The sequence below is a fragment of the Mycolicibacter arupensis genome, assembly GCF_002086515.1.
Classification (GTDB): Bacteria; Actinomycetota; Actinomycetes; order Mycobacteriales; family Mycobacteriaceae; genus Mycobacterium; species Mycobacterium arupense.
The window spans coordinates 53,535-68,294 of sequence record NZ_MVHH01000013.1 but is presented as its reverse complement, the minus strand read 5'-3'; the positions used below and the strand labels follow the sequence as shown (position 1 = coordinate 68,294).

14 protein-coding genes are annotated in these 14,760 nt (G+C 68.3%); 11 read left to right on the top strand and 3 right to left on the bottom strand.

The features are described from left to right. Position 1: 1 nt before the first annotated feature. Positions 2-847, top strand: a complete 846-nt coding sequence (gene mutM, locus BST15_RS08940) for a bifunctional DNA-formamidopyrimidine glycosylase/DNA-(apurinic or apyrimidinic site) lyase (protein WP_046189448.1) — start codon at positions 2-4, stop codon at positions 845-847. A gap of 22 nt (positions 848-869) precedes the next feature. On the opposite strand, the gene BST15_RS08935 is transcribed toward mutM, so the two are convergent. Then, the gene (locus BST15_RS08935) at positions 870-1,643 is read right to left on the bottom strand and encodes a PIG-L deacetylase family protein (protein WP_046189447.1); all 774 of its coding nucleotides are present in this window, start codon (positions 1,641-1,643) and stop codon (positions 870-872) included. A gap of 33 nt (positions 1,644-1,676) precedes the next feature. Further along, positions 1,677-2,306: a DJ-1/PfpI family protein gene (locus tag BST15_RS08930; protein ID WP_046189446.1), complete on the bottom strand. Its 630-nt coding sequence runs from the start codon at positions 2,304-2,306 to the stop codon at positions 1,677-1,679. 125 nt (positions 2,307-2,431) lie between these two features. Between BST15_RS08930 and BST15_RS08925 the strand changes: the two genes are divergently transcribed. The 8 genes from BST15_RS08925 to BST15_RS08890 all read left to right on the top strand — a co-directional run bounded on the left by BST15_RS08925 (position 2,432) and on the right by BST15_RS08890 (position 10,733). Continuing rightward, entirely contained in the window at positions 2,432-2,848 is a 417-nt protein-coding gene (locus BST15_RS08925) for an OsmC family protein (protein WP_046189445.1), read from the top strand. Continuing rightward, positions 2,835-3,116, top strand: a complete 282-nt coding sequence (locus tag BST15_RS08920) for an acylphosphatase (protein ID WP_046189444.1) — start codon at positions 2,835-2,837, stop codon at positions 3,114-3,116. The genes BST15_RS08925 and BST15_RS08920 overlap by 14 nt, the downstream gene beginning before the upstream one ends. Before the next feature lie 19 nt (positions 3,117-3,135). Next, complete coding sequence (smc, locus tag BST15_RS08915; RefSeq protein WP_046686408.1) at positions 3,136-6,726, top strand: chromosome segregation protein SMC; 3,591 nt, start codon at positions 3,136-3,138, stop codon at positions 6,724-6,726. 34 nt (positions 6,727-6,760) lie between these two features. Further along, positions 6,761-8,032 (top strand): signal recognition particle-docking protein FtsY, encoded by a 1,272-nt coding sequence (gene ftsY, locus BST15_RS08910; protein ID WP_234708271.1) that lies wholly within the window; start codon positions 6,761-6,763, stop codon positions 8,030-8,032. A 57-nt stretch (positions 8,033-8,089) separates the two neighbouring features. Continuing rightward, entirely contained in the window at positions 8,090-9,067 is a 978-nt protein-coding gene (locus tag BST15_RS08905) for a glycoside hydrolase family 6 protein (RefSeq protein WP_046191204.1), read from the top strand. A gap of 84 nt (positions 9,068-9,151) precedes the next feature. Further along, on the top strand, positions 9,152-9,520 hold the full coding sequence (locus BST15_RS08900; protein WP_046191205.1) for a SpoIIAA family protein: 369 nt from the start codon (positions 9,152-9,154) through the stop codon (positions 9,518-9,520). Between the two features lie 46 nt (positions 9,521-9,566). Further along, positions 9,567-10,286 (top strand): NUDIX hydrolase, encoded by a 720-nt coding sequence (locus BST15_RS08895; protein ID WP_046191206.1) that lies wholly within the window; start codon positions 9,567-9,569, stop codon positions 10,284-10,286. A gap of 9 nt (positions 10,287-10,295) precedes the next feature. Next, a complete protein-coding gene (locus BST15_RS08890; RefSeq protein ID WP_046191207.1) occupies positions 10,296-10,733 on the top strand; it encodes a DUF4267 domain-containing protein in 438 nt (145 codons plus the stop codon). 11 nt (positions 10,734-10,744) lie between these two features. On the opposite strand, the gene BST15_RS08885 is transcribed toward BST15_RS08890, so the two are convergent. Then, complete coding sequence (locus BST15_RS08885) at positions 10,745-11,521, bottom strand: SDR family oxidoreductase (RefSeq protein ID WP_046191208.1); 777 nt, start codon at positions 11,519-11,521, stop codon at positions 10,745-10,747. A gap of 203 nt (positions 11,522-11,724) precedes the next feature. On the opposite strand from BST15_RS08885, the gene BST15_RS08880 reads away from it, so the two are divergent. Continuing rightward, positions 11,725-13,065, top strand: a complete 1,341-nt coding sequence (locus BST15_RS08880; protein ID WP_234708272.1) for a PE-PPE domain-containing protein — start codon at positions 11,725-11,727, stop codon at positions 13,063-13,065. Between the two features lie 48 nt (positions 13,066-13,113). Beyond that, positions 13,114-14,649, top strand: coding sequence for a hypothetical protein (locus BST15_RS23035; RefSeq protein ID WP_131701191.1), 1,536 nt, complete (start codon positions 13,114-13,116; stop codon positions 14,647-14,649). The last annotated feature ends 111 nt before the right edge of the window (positions 14,650-14,760 follow it).

The window sequence follows — 14,760 nt, the reverse complement described above, 5'->3', positions numbered from 1 at the left end:
CATGCCTGAGCTTCCCGAGGTTGAGGTGGTTCGGCGTGGCCTGGACAGACACCTGGTCGGTCGCACGATCACCGCGGTGCGCGTGCACCACCCGCGTGCGGTACGCCGGCACGAGGCCGGCCCCGCCGACCTGACCGGTCGCCTACTGGGCGCCACGATCGCGGGTACCGATCGGCGCGGCAAATACCTGTGGCTGTTGCTGCACGGTCCCGCGGCCGACGAGGCGCTGGTGGTTCACCTGGGGATGAGCGGTCAGATGCTGTTGGGGGAGCTGGCCGACACCCGGCATCTGCGCATCGCCGCCTTACTCGACGACGGGACAAAAGTCAGCTTCGTCGACCAGCGGACCTTCGGGGGGTGGCAGCTCACCGACCTGGTCGAGGTGGACGGTGCCGTGCTGCCGCTGCCCGTGGCGCACCTCGCTCGCGATCCGCTGGATCCGCGCTTCGATGCCGAATCGGTGGTTGAGGTGCTGCGCCGCAAGCACTCCGAGATCAAACGTCAGCTGCTCGACCAGACGGTGGTGTCGGGGATCGGCAACATTTACGCAGACGAAGCGTTGTGGCGGGCCGGCATTCGGGGCACGCGAACGGCCGACAAACTGTCTCGGCCGCGGTTGCGGGCGTTGCTGGGAGCGGCCGCCGACGTGATGAACGACGCGCTGGCCGCCGGGGGGACCTCATTCGACTCGCTGTATGTCAACGTCAACGGTGAGTCCGGTTACTTCAGTAGGTCGCTGGACGCCTACGGCCGCGAAGACAAGCCGTGCCGGCGCTGCGGGACGCCGATCCGCAGGGCGAAGTTCATGAATCGGTCGTCGTACTACTGCCCGAATTGCCAACGCTGATAAGACGAGCCGCTTCGGGTTCTCAGCCGAAGATGTCGCGATACACCCGGCCCGGTGGCAGTGCCGGATCCACGAACCATTCCCGGCCCAGCATCAGACCGGCCACTTGCGGCGGAAGCCGCATGAGTGCGCCGAACAGGCGCTCCCCGGCGGCGCTGGCGCTGATCTGGGAGCGGTGGGCGGCAAGGGCGTCCCGCTTCTGCCGGGCATACCCGAATACGTTGATCCGGTGGGTGATGCTGGCCCCTGGCGAATAAGCGGTGCGGACCACGTCACGCCCATAGGGCGCCGGCAATCGCAGCGCGTGCGCCGCATGGGCGATCCAGGTCAACATCTCCCGGGGCATCGTCGCTTCGAGGACGCGTGGGGTGGCCGCCATCTGCGCGGCCCGTTTCCCGACCTGATGAACCCGCACGTGATCGCGGTGGCCGTATCCGCCGTTAGGCTGATAGCTCAGCAGCAGATCCGCGTCCTCCTCACGCAGAATTGCCGCCAGTCGCCCGGCGGCCTCCGCGATGCCGGCCCGGGCGAACCTGACCCGGCCCGGCGGGTCGGCAGGAAACTCCGGTCCGAAACCACTGTCTGCATACCCCAGGCACTCGACCCGATGTGCGCCGAGAATTCTTGCACTCGAACGCAATTCGGATAGGCGGTCAACGTCGTCGTTGCTGACGCGCCCATCGGTCGCTGCCACCACGACCACCCGATGTCCTTCGGCGGCGGCCCGCGCCAGCGTCCCGCCGGTCAATACCACCTCGTCGTCCGGGTGGGCATGGAACGCGACAACGGTCGCCATGAATCGTCCCCCGTCTCCGATCGGGCCTGCGCATCAGCGCCGAAGGTGCGTCGTGCGTCGGCGAATGGCCTCGCCGGCCTTGGACAGCGACCCGCAGTCGAACGGAGGCTGGGGGTCGTATTCGATCTGCAGCTGGACCGCTTGGGCCGCCTCGGCGCCGGCGACGAGTTCGACGAGCCGCAATGCCATGTCGATGCCGCTGGAAACCCCCGCCGAGGTAATGATTCGTTGCGGCAGGTGCTCGACCACGCGATCGTGCACATAGCGCGCACCCAGGTGCTCCAGGAGCTCGACGGCCCCCCAATGCGTGGTCGCGGTCAACCCGTCCAACAGTCCGGCAGCGGCCAGCAAGAGCGCTCCGGTACACACCGATGTGGTCAATCGGCTGTGGTGGTGGGCGGTGCTGATCCAATCCAGCAACGCCGTGTCGTCGAGAAGAACACGCGTCCCGATACCGCCGGGGACAACCACGACATCCGGTCTCGGCAGCTCATCGAAGCTGGCATCGCAGATCATTCCGAGCATGCCGTTGTCGCTGCGGACCTCGCCGCGACTGTGTCCGACGAAGAACACATCGATATCGGGGATCCGCTGCAGCACCTCATAAGGCCCGACCGCATCCAACGCGGTGAACCGGGGAAACAGCGGAATCGCGACCTGCATGTCCAGCTGAGCCTACGCGCATTGGCGTCGCTGGCCGAGCGTGTCTTGGGGACGAAAATCAGGCAGCAATCTCGCGCTGAGTGCACGTTCGGCGCTGGCAGGCCTGAGGCTGCCAAGATGTTGCTATGACGGAGTTGTGGGTGGAACGAACCGGTACCCGGCGCTACACGGGCCACAGTTCGAGGGGCGCGCAGGTGTTGGTCGGCAGTGAAGACGTCGAGGGCGTCTTCACCCCGGGTGAACTGCTGAAAATCGCACTGGCGGCGTGCAGCGGAATGTCCAGTGATGCACCGTTGTCCCGCCGCCTCGGTGACGACTACGCCGCGACGATTCGGGTGTCCGGGCTTGCCGATCGTGAGCAGGAGCGCTATCCGCTGCTGGAAGAGGTCCTGGAACTGGACCTGTCGGACCTCGACGAGGCCGACCGGCACAGGTTGCTGACCGTCGTGCAGCGCGCCGTCGACCAGGTCTGCACCGTGGGCCGGACGCTCAAGTCCGGCACCGAGGTCCGCTTCGAGATCGACCCCGGTGACCAGTCCTGACGTTCGTCTCAACGCCTGGGTGCACGGCAAGGTCCAAGGCGTGGGGTTTCGGTGGTGGACGCGGTCGAGGGCACTGGAACTCGGGTTGACCGGTTACGCGGCCAACCGCCCGGACGGTCGTGTGCACGTCGTTGCGCAGGGGGCGCGCGCGGACTGCCAGCGGCTGCTGGAACTGCTCCGTAGCGACGGCACACCGGGCCGGGTGAACACCGTGGTTGCCGACTGGGCAGACGCCGGGGACCCGATCGACGGATTCGCCGAACGCTAGCCCGGTAGTCTCACACCCCGTGCACCTCAAGAGTCTGACGCTGAAGGGCTTCAAGTCCTTCGCCGCACCGACGACTCTGCGCTTCGAACCGGGCATCACCGCGGTCGTCGGGCCCAACGGGTCCGGTAAGTCCAACGTCGTCGACGCCTTGGCCTGGGTGATGGGGGAGCACAGCGCCAAGACCCTGCGCGGCGGCAAGATGGAAGACGTCATCTTCGCCGGCACCTCCTCGCGTGCCCCGCTCGGTCGCGCCGAGGTCACCGTCACCATCGACAACTCCGACAACGCCCTGCCGATCGAGTACGCCGAGGTGTCGATCACCCGGCGAATGTTCCGCGACGGCGCCAGCGAGTACGAGATCAACGGCGCGAGCTGCCGGTTGATGGATGTCCAGGAGCTGCTGAGCGACTCCGGAATCGGTCGCGAGATGCACGTCATCGTCGGTCAGGGCCGGCTGGCGCAGATCCTGGAGTCGCGGCCCGAGGACCGCCGGGCATTCATCGAAGAGGCCGCCGGGGTGCTCAAGCACCGCAAACGCAAGGAGAAGGCGGTCCGCAAGCTGGACGCGATGGCGGCCAACCTGGCCCGCCTGACCGACCTGACCACCGAGCTGCGCCGCCAGCTCAAGCCGCTGGGCCGCCAGGCCGAGGTGGCGCGGCGGGCCGCCACCATCCAGGCCGACCTGCGCGACGCCAAGCTGAGGTTGACCGCTGACGACCTGGTCTCGCGGCAGGCGGAGTTCGCCGGCACCACCGACGCCGAGGCGACACTGCGCCGTGAACACGACCTGATCACCGAGCGGCTCGCAGTGGCCTCCGAGGAACTGACCTCCCACGAGTCCGCGGTCGCCAGCTTGACCCAGCGCGCCGAGGCCGCCCAGCAGACCTGGTTCGCACTCTCGGCGCTCGCCGAGCGGGTCAGCGCCACGGTGCGCATCGCCAGTGAACGCGCCCAACATCTCGACGAGGAACCCATCGCCACCGGCGGAGTCGACCCGGATGCCTTGGACGCTGAAGCGGAGCAGGTGGCGGCGGCCGAGCAGCAGTTGCTGGCCGAGCTGGCCGAGGCCGGCATCCGGCTGGAGGCGGCGCGCGCAGAGTTGGCCGAACGCGAGCGTCGCAGCACCGAGGCGGAGAAGGCGCATCTGGCCGCGGTCCGGGCCGAAGCCGACCGGCGTGAGGGCCTGGCCCGGCTGACCGGCCAGGTGGAGACGATTCGGGCGCGGGTCGAGTCGATCGACACCAATGTGGGGCAGTTGTCGACACGCATCGAGGAGGCCGCGGCACGCGCCCAGACCGCGCAGGCCGAGTTCGAGACGGTCCAGGGCCGGGTTGTCGAGCTCGATCAGGGCGAAGTGGGCCTGGACGAGCACCACGAGCGGACCGTCGCGGCGTTGCGGCTGGCCGATCAGCGCGTTTCCGAACTGCAGGCGGCAGAGCGAAGCGCCGAGCGGCAGGTGGCGTCACTACACGCCCGCATCGAGGCGTTGTCGATGGGACTGGAACGCCGAGACGGCGCCGCCTGGCTCACCGCCAACCACAGCGAGCCCGGTCTGTTCGGGTCGATCGCGAAACTGGTCAAGGTGCGCTCAGGCTACGAGTCGGCGCTGGCCGCGGTCCTCGGCTCCGCCGCCGACGCGCTGGCCGCAGAGAACGCCGGCGCCGCCCGCTCGGCGCTCAACGCGCTCAAGACCGGCGACGGGGGCCGGGCCGCGATCGTGCTGGGGGACTGGCCGCTGCCGGCCCCGGAACAGCGGGCAACGCTGCCCGACGGGGCGCTGTGGGCGGTGGACCTGATCGACGCACCCGAACGGTTGCGTGGCGCGATGACGGCGATGTTGTCCGCGGTCGCGGTGGTCGCCGATCTTCCCGCGGCGCTGGACCTGGTGGCCCAGCGGCCCGGGGTGCGTGCGGTCACGGTGGACGGCGACCTGGTGGGCGCGGGATGGGTCAGTGGTGGTTCGGATCGCAAACCGTCCACCCTGGAGATCAACAGTGAGATCGACAAGGCCCGCGGTGAACTGGCCGCTGCCGAGACGCAGGTTGGCGAACTCGGCGCGGCCCTCTCCGGTGCGCTGGCCGAGCAGGCCGCGCGCCGGGATGTCGCCGAGCAGGCGTTGGCCGCGCTCAATGAGTCCGACGCCGCTATCGCCGCCACCCACGAGCAGCTGGGCCGGCTGGGGCATGAGGCCCGCGCCGCCGAGGCCGAGTGGCGCCGGCGGCTGCGCGAACGCGATGAGCTGGAGGCCGGCCGGGCTCAGACCGTGACCGAGCTGGGCGAACTCGAGGCGCGGCTGCGCAACGCTGAAGAAGATCAGCCGACCGCCACCGCCGATCCGGTGGACCGCCAGCAGATCGCGGCTGCCGCCGAGGCGGCCCGCAGCATCGAGGTGGAGGCCAGGCTGGCGGTGCGTACCGCCGAGGAACGCGCCAATGCGGTGCGCGGCAAAGCCGACTCCCTGCGCAGGGCGGCCTCCGCCGAGCGCGAGGCGCGAATCCGGGCTGAGCAGGCCCGTGCCGCCCGTGCCCGCGCAGCCACGACGGCCGCCGCGGTGGCCGACGCCGGCAGTGCACTGGCCCGGCGGCTGCAGCACGTGGTGAGCGCGGCGGCCAGAATCCGTGACGGGCTCGCCGGTGAACGCCAGCAGCGGGCCGGTGCCCTGGTGGCAGTCCGTGACGAAGTGAACTCGCTAAGCACCCGGCTGAGCGCGCTGACCGAGTCGCTGCACCGCGACGAGGTCGCCAAGGCGCAGGCGGCACTGCGCATCGAGCAACTCGAGCAGACGGTGCTCGAACAGTTCGGGATGAGTTCGGCAGACCTGATCGCCGAATACGGTCCCGACGTCGCACTCCCGCCGACGGAATTGGAGATGGCCGAATTCGAGCAGGCTCGGGAACGCGGCGAACAGGTGACCGCGCCCGCTCCGATGCGATTCGACCGCGCCACTCAGGAGCGCCGGGCCAAACGCGCCGAACGTGAACTCGCGGAGCTGGGCCGCGTCAACCCGCTGGCTCTCGAGGAGTTCGCGGCGCTCGAGGAGCGTTACAACTTCCTGTCGACGCAGCTCGAAGACGTCAAGGCGGCCCGCAAGGATCTCCTCGATGTGGTCGCCGAGGTCGACACGAGAATCCTGCAGGTGTTCACCGACGCCTACGCCGATGTCGAGCGCGAGTTCACCGAGGTGTTCGCCGCCCTGTTCCCCGGTGGGGAGGGCAGGCTGCTGCTGACCGACCCCAGCGACATGCTGACCACCGGGGTCGATGTTGAAGCCCGCCCACCCGGCAAGAAGGTCAAGCGGCTGTCGTTGCTGTCCGGTGGCGAGAAATCGCTGACCGCCATCGCGATGCTGGTGGCGATCTTCCGGGCCCGCCCGTCGCCGTTCTACATCATGGACGAGGTCGAGGCCGCACTCGATGACACCAACCTGCGCCGACTGCTGGCCCTCTTCGAAATGCTGCGGGCCCGCTCGCAGCTCATCGTGATCACCCATCAGAAGCCCACCATGGAAGTGGCCGATGCCCTGTACGGGGTGACCATGCAGGGCGACGGAATCACCGCGGTGATCTCCCAGCGCATCCGGGGCGAGGAGCTCGTTTCCAGTCAGGCGTGAACCCGGCTAAGTTGCTGCTGCCACAATGACAGTCGTGTCGTCTCAATATCTTGTGATCGCCGTGGCGGTCGTTGTCGCGCTGGCCCTCATCGCTGTGCTGGTCTGGGGGCTGGTACGCCATCGGCGGGGCCGGATCAGTCTGTCTGCGCCGCAACGCGAGAGCGTGGACCGCTCCGGCGGCTACACGGCCTCGTCGGGTATCGCGTTCAGTCGGGCCGAGACGCAGGAGTCCGAACCCGCGGCGCCCGTGATCGGCGACGACGCCACCGTTCCGCGTGACGCTCCGCGGCGCACCATCACCGACGTCGACCTGCCCGAGACGCCGGCCGAAGTCCTTTCCCAAGCCCCGGCGGCGCCGGCGCCCGAGGCCGTTGAGCCGGACATCGAGCCCATCGCCGGCCGGATGGACAGGCTGCGTGGCCGGCTTGCCAAGTCACAGAACGCGTTGGGACGCAGCGTGCTCGGGCTGCTCGGCGGCGGGGATCTCGACGACGACTCCTGGCAGGACGTCGAGGACACCCTGCTGGTGGCTGATCTGGGCCCCGTGGTCACCGAGTCGGTGGTGGCTCAACTGCGCGAGCGGCTGGCCGGCGGCCAGGTGCAGACCGAAGCGCAGGCGCGTGCGGTCCTGCGCGACGTTCTGATCGGCGAGCTGCAACCCGGACTGGAGCGGTCGATTCGGGCCTTGCCTCATGACGACCACCCGTCGGTGCTGCTGGTGGTGGGCGTCAACGGCACCGGCAAGACCACCACCGTCGGCAAACTGGCCCGGGTGCTGGTGGCCGATGGGCGCCGGGTAGTGCTGGGCGCGGCGGACACGTTCCGTGCCGCGGCGGCCGACCAGCTGCAGACCTGGGCGGCACGGGTGGGAGCGGAGGTGGTGCGCGGCGCCGAAGGCGCGGACCCGGCCTCGGTGGCGTTCGACGCTGTCGACAAGGGCATCGCCGACGGTGTCGATGTGGTGGTCATCGACACCGCGGGACGGCTGCACACCAAGACGGGGCTGATGGATGAGCTCGGCAAGGTCAAGCGCGTGGTAGAACGCCGAGCGGCCGTCGATGAGGTGCTGCTGGTCCTCGACGCCACCATCGGGCAGAACGGCCTGGCCCAAGCCCGGGTCTTCGCCGACGTCGTCGACATCACCGGGGTGGTGCTGACCAAGCTGGACGGCACCGCCAAAGGCGGGATCGTCTTCCGGGTGCAGCAGGAGCTGGGCGTTCCGGTCAAACTGGTCGGCCTCGGCGAGGGCCCCGACGATCTGGCGCCGTTCGAGCCCGGCGCCTTTGTCGACGCGCTGCTGGGCTGAGCCGTTCGGTGTTGACCGTGACCTTCTCGTGACCTTGGGACGGTCGTAGGGTAATTTTTGCCTGTGACCCCCTCACTGTTTGGTGCAGTCGCGCGCTGCGTCACCCCGCTCCTTGCCCTGGCAGCCCTGTCCGGTGCGGCCCCCGCCCAGGCCGACGGGGACAACCCACTGGCCGGCAGGCCCTTCTACGTCGATCCCATCTCGAAGGCCATGCATGCCTCCAACGCGCAGCCGGACAGCGCCGAACTGGCTCGGGTGGCCAACACGCCGCAGGCGTACTGGCTGGACCAGGCCTTCGGCGTGGGATCGGTCGGCTCGACGGTGGCCCGGCACACCGGCGCGGCCGCTGCGGCCGGTGCCATGCCGGTGCTGGTGCTCTACGCCATCCCACACCGTGACTGTGGCAGCTACGCCGCTGGCGGATTCTCCTCCGGGGCGTCCTACCGCGCCTGGATCGACAGCGTCGCCGACGGGATCGGCGGCAACCCGGCCGCGATCGTTCTCGAACCCGACGCGCTGGCCATGGCCGACTGCCTCTCCGGTGACGCACGGCAGGAGCGCTTCGACCTGATCAACTACGCCGTCGACACGCTGGGCCGCAACCCGGCCACGGCCGTCTACGTCGACGCCGGCCACTCGCGCTGGGTCAGCGCAGGCGAGATGGCCAACCGGCTCAACCAGGCCGGGGTGGGCCGCGCGAAGGGCTTCGCCCTGAACTCCACCAACTATTTCAGCACCGACGAGGAAATCGGCTACGGCGAAGAGATCTCCGGGATGACCGGCGGTGCGCACTACGTCATCGACACCTCGCGCAACGGAAATGGCCCGGCCGAAGGCGACCCCTACGGCTGGTGCAACCCCAGTGGCCGGGCCTTGGGCACACCGCCCACCGCGGACACCGCCGGGCAGCACGCCGACGCCTATCTGTGGGTCAAGCGGGTGGGGGAGTCCGACGGTAGCTGTGGCTCCGGTGAACCCGCCGCGGGTCACTTCGTCAGCGAGTACGCCATCAACCTGGCGCGCAACGCGGGCTGACCTTTCCGTGGCGGGGTAAGACGGGACCGAAGAGGCAGCGGACCCGGACTACAGTGGCGGCATCGGCTGCAAGGGAGGTTTCCCATGATCGAGCTACTGCCGGATATGCCGCAAGGAGTAACCGGGATTCGCGTTTCGGGGCGTCTGCGCGGTGACGAACTCCGTGAGATCAAGCCTTCACTGCAGGAGCGTCTGCAGGGCGGCGATGTGCGGATCGTCGAGATCATCGACTCCGACTACGAGGGTTTTGGGCACGGCGGCCTGGCCGAGGACATCAAACTCGGGCTGGGCGCGGTGCTGCCGCATCATTCCGCCTTCAAGCGCATCGCCGTGGTGTCTGACAAGGAGTGGGTCGCCCACGTACTGCATGCGCTCGAGTGGATGATTCCCGGTGAGCTCGCGGTGTTCGGCCTCGGGGACGTTGAGCGTGCCAAGGAGTGGGCTGCGGGCTGAGCCAGGGATGGCCGTCGCGGCAGCGTCCCGGTCGTAAGGTCAAGCGGTGACGATCAGCTATGACGAGGCGCTGCGCGAACGGATCCGGGCACACCTGAGCGCGCATGACCGCCGCGCCGTCGACGACCCGTCGAAGCGCCGCGCGGCTGTCGCGGTGGTGATCGTGGACTCCGACTTCGCCGAGGACCGGGTCGACCCCGCGCCCGTGGATGACTGGATGGCTGGGCGGCCGATACCCGAGGCGGGTCTTGACGGCCGCATGGTCGATGTCGCCGGGGGTGCCGCTTTCCTCTTGTGCCGCAGAGCCTCTCGTCTCACTTCGCATGCCGCTCAGTGGGCGCTACCCGGTGGCCGCCTGGATGCCGGTGAAACCGCTGTCGATGCCGCCCTGCGTGAGCTGGACGAAGAGGTCGGCGTCCGGCTGTCCGAGTCGGCTGTGCTGGGTGTACTCGACGACTATCCGACGCGTTCGGGATACGTCATCACCCCGGTGGTGATCTGGGGTGGGGGGCGCCTTGATCTCCGGCCCGCGCCCGCCGAGGTGGTGGCGGTCTACCGGGTGGGACTGCATCAGCTGCAACGCGATGATTCGCCACGCTACATCGGTATTCCCGAGAGCCCGCGTCCGGTCGTGCAGATCCCGTTGGGCAATGACCTGATTCATGCGCCAACGGGAGCGGTGCTGTTGCAGGTGCGGTGGCTGTGCCTGGAGGGGCGAGGTGACCGGGTCGACGATTTGGAACAACCGGTGTTCGCCTGGAAGTAGGTTCGGTCCATGATCAAAGACCGTGCGGCGTTTATCGCGGGCAGTATCCGGCTGGCGTCGGGGATCTCGTTTCTCGTGGATCCGCTACGTGCGAACCGATTGTGGGGCGAGCCGGACGATCCGGGGCCTTCAGCGCGCCTGCTGCTTCGTTCGATGGGGTACCGCGACGCGCTGATCGGCGGGCTCTTGCTGAACGCGGCGTTGCGCGGTCTCGACACCCGCGGCTGGTTCCTGGCATCCGGTGGTGCCGATGCGGCCGATCTGCTGGGCGGGATGAGCGTGCACGCCGACCTCAAGCGGGGGCAGCAGATCGTTGGTATCGGTGGAGCCGTCGTCGGCATCGGCGTCGGGCTCTGGGGTGCCACGCGCCGCCGGGTTGGAGCTGAGATTGCGCCCAGGGCTGTGCGTTTCGCGGAACTCGCGACCCTGGACGCAATCTCAGAGTGAAGTAGCGAAGACTACTTCGGGGGCATCCGGATGCCGCCGTCCACGCGGACGACTTCGGCATTCATGTAGGAGTTGGTGAGCAGCTCCACCACCATCGATGCCAGCTCTTCGGGCTTGCCGAGACGGTGCGGGAACAACACGGACTGCCCGAGCTTGGCCTTGAACGCCTCGGAGTCCGGGCCCTCGCCGTAGATCGGGGTGTCGATCAGGCCGGGAGCCACGGTGTTGACGCGGATCCCCGCCGCCGACAGGTCCCGGGCGACCGGCAGGGTCAGGCCCACGACGCCGCCCTTGGACGATGAGTAGGCGGCCTGGCCGATCTGACCGTCGAAAGCGGCCACGCTGGTCATGTTGACGATCGCGCCCCGCTCGCCGGTGTCGGTCAGCTCGTTGCGGCTCATCGCGGTGGCCGCGATCCGGATGCAGTCAAAGGTGCCGACCAGGTTGATCGCGAGCACCTTCTTGTACAGGTCCAGGTTGTGCGCCGACTCGAACTCGCCGTCCTTGCCGATGGTGCGCTGAGCCCAGCCGATACCGGCCGAGTTCACCAGTGCCCGCAACGGGCCGAGGTCCGTCGCGGTGTTGACCGCGTCGACGATCTGCTCGGTGCTGGTCACGTCGACGGACACGAACACGCCGCCGATCTCGTGGGCCAGTTCCTCGCCCTTGTCCGCCTGTAGGTCGGCGACGACGACCCGTGCGCCCCGGTCGGCCAACTGGCGGGCAGTGGCCGCGCCGATTCCTGATGCGCCACCGGTGACGATCGCGCTTGCTCCGTTAATATCCACGTCAGGCACCTTACTTGGGCGGTGGTCCGCCTCCTGTTTCGGCCAAGAAAGCCCGAATCATTGCCGCGACGCAATAAAGGAAGTTATGTCAATCTGGGTTGGGGCTTTCCTGTGAACTAATGACTAAAACTGTTGCGGGTGATCTAATTTCGGGTGTGCCACCGCGTTCAGCGGTGCGCTGAAGGGCATTTCAAGGGGTATCCATGGCTGGTGTCGTCGCGATGACCGGCCCACCGGGGGGGCGTTCTCCCCGTCGTGGGCGCGCGGTTCTCGGTCTCGTCGGAATTCTTGTCGCGGCCGCCATGGTTGGGTTCGCCTCGATCTCAGCGACGTCGCCGCGCGCGGCCGCTGCGGACGTGCAGCTGGCCGCAGGCGAGGTGGCGTTCGTGATGGGCGGCAGTGGTATTCCGTTGCCGTCGGCCGGCTACGTCAACGCCGCCGACCTGCTGTACCTCCAACCGCACGGCTTCACCGGAACCGCCGAGTCACTGTTCACGCCCCAGCTGTCCTTCCCGGGCAATCTCTCGATGGTTCAGGGCGCGCAGATTCTTGCCGATGCCATCAAGCAGCAGCTCGCCGGGAGCGGAGCCGACGCCGACAACCCGGTCTATGTCTTCGGCTACTCGCAGAGTTCGGCGATGTCGTCGATGACCATGGAGCAGCTCCGCCACGAGGGCGTCGCCGCCGAAGACGTTCATTTCGTGCTGGTGGGTAATTCGGCGAACCCGAACGGCGGCCTGCTCCAACTGCTGAACTTCTGGGGCGGCGACCTCACATTCTGGAACGGGATGACGCTGGGGCATCCGACCCCGGACTACTTCACCACCGACGTTTACACGTTGGAATACGACGGCTATGCCGACTTTCCGCGGTATCCGCTGAACCTACTGGCCGATCTCAACGCCATCGTGGGGATGTTCTCGACCCACATCGGGTATTTCGGGCTCAGCGCCGACGATATCGCCAATGCGATTCAGCTGGAGACCACCGGCGACAGCCTGACGAACTACTACATCATTCCCAATGAGTCGCTGCCGCTGACCGACTTGCTGAAGCTCACCCCGGTCTGGGGCACCCCCCTAGCCGAGTTGCTGGAGCCGAGCATGCGCATCCTGGTCAACCTTGGCTACGGCAGCCTTACCGAAGGGTGGAACCAGGGCCCCGCCAACCAGCTCTCCTCTTTCAGTTTCGAGCTGTTGCCCAGCCACATCAGCATGGAGGAGCTCAACGAAGCCCTGTCGCAGGCCTGGTCGCAAGGCGTCCAGAATGCATTCCGCGCGCTGCAGGACCCGGCCAACTACCTGACCGGATCGTTTATGGAGCAGGAGCCCTTCGCGACGTTGTGGAATGCGGCTCAGCGTGTTCTGCTCGACATCCAGGACCCCACCCCGTTCTTCGGTGGGCTGTTCGGTGGCTCGGCGGTGGCAACGGTGCCCGGCGAATCTTCGGAGTTCTGGAACTCCCTCGGGTCTGTGTTGGACGGCCCCGGTGGCCTGTCGTGGATCGGCGAACTTCTCGGGCTCGACGCGATCGCGTCCGCCTAGGTCGGGTCCGGCCGGTCAGTACGGATCAGTCGTAGAAAGGTCTCTTGCATGAAACGTCGTCCTCACCGCTTCGCCGGGAACCGTGGTCGTCGCTCGACCGGCCGGATGGGCTGGGCGGTCGGCGGTGCATCGGCGGCGTTGGCACTGGCCCTGGCGCCAGCGGTGACCGTGCCGACGGCGCGGGCGGATTTCGACTTCCTCGATCCCGCAACGTGGTTCGACCCCGCCGATCTCACTCCGAACGGTGTCGAACTCGGTGACCTCGGCATCGCGAACTTCGATCCCGATACCGTAGGCATGGCGAGCTTCGATGCCATGAATCCGGCCGACTGGGCGCAGCTTTACCAAGACAGTTTCTATCTCCCCCTTCACGAATCGTTGGAGGACTTCCTGCATTCCGCCGGCAACCAGCTGGTGATCGATCTGATCAACACACCCTTCGTGTTGACGTTCGGCAGGTACCTGATCGGCGATGGAATCGATGGCTTCAACGGCCCCAACATCTCGTTGTTCGGTTGGCTGGGTTTCGGCAACCTCGGAGACGGTGGATTCCTGTTCGGCGACGGCGGCAATGGTGCAGTCGGTGTGGCCGGGGTCAACGGCGGTGTCGGCGGTGATGGCGGCGATGCCGGACTGTTCGGCAACGGCGGCGCGGGTGGTCAGGGCGCGGCGGCGTACGTCGGTGCTGGCGGTGTGGTGATCGAGGCCGGTGCGGGTGGCCAGGGCGGCAACGGTGGCCTGTGGTTCGGCGACGGCGGGATCGGTGGTCAAGGGGGTACCGGCTTCTATGACACCTTCGACGGGGCGTCGCTGGTGGCGCACGACGGGGGTGCCGGCGGCTCCGGCGGTGACGCGGTGGCCTGGTGGGGTTTCGGCGGCACCGGTGGCCGCGGTGGCTCCGGCTGGGCCGGGGTCAACGGTCCCTATGTGACGGCGTTGCACGGCGGTGACGGCGGCAACGGCGGGGTCGGCGGCAACGCTGGGTGGCTCCTGGGCTTCAGTGGCAACGGCGGGGCCGGCGGTCTGGGTGGGGCAGGCGCGGCAGGGGCCGCCGGAACGGCGAGTCAGCCGCTGGGCGGCAACGGTGGAGACGGCGGAGACGGCGGGCAGGCTGGCGCGGCCGGAGTCGGCGTGGGATGGCTCGGCGCGGCAGGGCAGGCCGGCGATGACGGTGACGGCGGCGCCGGTGGCGCGGGCGGCGCCGGCCTGAACAACCCGTTCGGCACCGGTGGGCACGGGGGCAACGGCGGCTCCGGTGGTGCCGGCGGCAGCGGAATCCGCGGCGGAAACGGCGGTGCCGGGGGAGTCGGTGGTGCCGGAGGCAGTGGCCGATTCGGGGCGGACGGCGGCGATGGCGGCAACGGTGGTGCCGCTCCTGGCCGAATCGGCAGTGCGGGCGGACGCGGCGGTAACGGTGGTACCGGCGGCAATGGGTCTGTCGGTGCCGGTGGCGACGGTGGCGACGGTGGCGACGGCGGTGCCACCGGAGGTACGCCAGGCACTCCGGGCCAGCCCGGTGCGCCCAACGTCAGCGGCACCGGCGGAGCCGGGGGTGCCGGGGGAATGCCCCAACCGCCCGCCTGACCCTGCCTGGTAGCGGTGCATCGGAAGGCTTCCTTCTTGCCCGGCGGATCGGTTGCTGTGAGCAGGTGGTCACACATCCGCAACGGAGCGGCGTTCGAGCCGAAACAACTG

What these genes read in the sequence shown, in the direction of transcription:
- BST15_RS23035 (WP_131701191.1), top strand. Translation starts at nt 13,114, where the DNA reads ATGAAACGTCGTCCTCACCGCTTCGCCGGGAACCGTGGTCGTCGCTCG.
- BST15_RS08900 (WP_046191205.1), top strand. Translation starts at nt 9,152, where the DNA reads ATGATCGAGCTACTGCCGGATATGCCGCAAGGAGTAACCGGGATTCGC.
- mutM (WP_046189448.1), top strand. Translation starts at nt 2, where the DNA reads ATGCCTGAGCTTCCCGAGGTTGAGGTGGTTCGGCGTGGCCTGGACAGA.
- BST15_RS08880 (WP_234708272.1), top strand. Translation starts at nt 11,725, where the DNA reads ATGGCTGGTGTCGTCGCGATGACCGGCCCACCGGGGGGGCGTTCTCCC.
- BST15_RS08890 (WP_046191207.1), top strand. Translation starts at nt 10,296, where the DNA reads ATGATCAAAGACCGTGCGGCGTTTATCGCGGGCAGTATCCGGCTGGCG.
- BST15_RS08930 (WP_046189446.1), bottom strand. Translation starts at nt 2,306, where the DNA reads ATGCAGGTCGCGATTCCGCTGTTTCCCCGGTTCACCGCGTTGGATGCG.
- BST15_RS08935 (WP_046189447.1), bottom strand. Translation starts at nt 1,643, where the DNA reads ATGGCGACCGTTGTCGCGTTCCATGCCCACCCGGACGACGAGGTGGTA.
- BST15_RS08925 (WP_046189445.1), top strand. Translation starts at nt 2,432, where the DNA reads ATGACGGAGTTGTGGGTGGAACGAACCGGTACCCGGCGCTACACGGGC.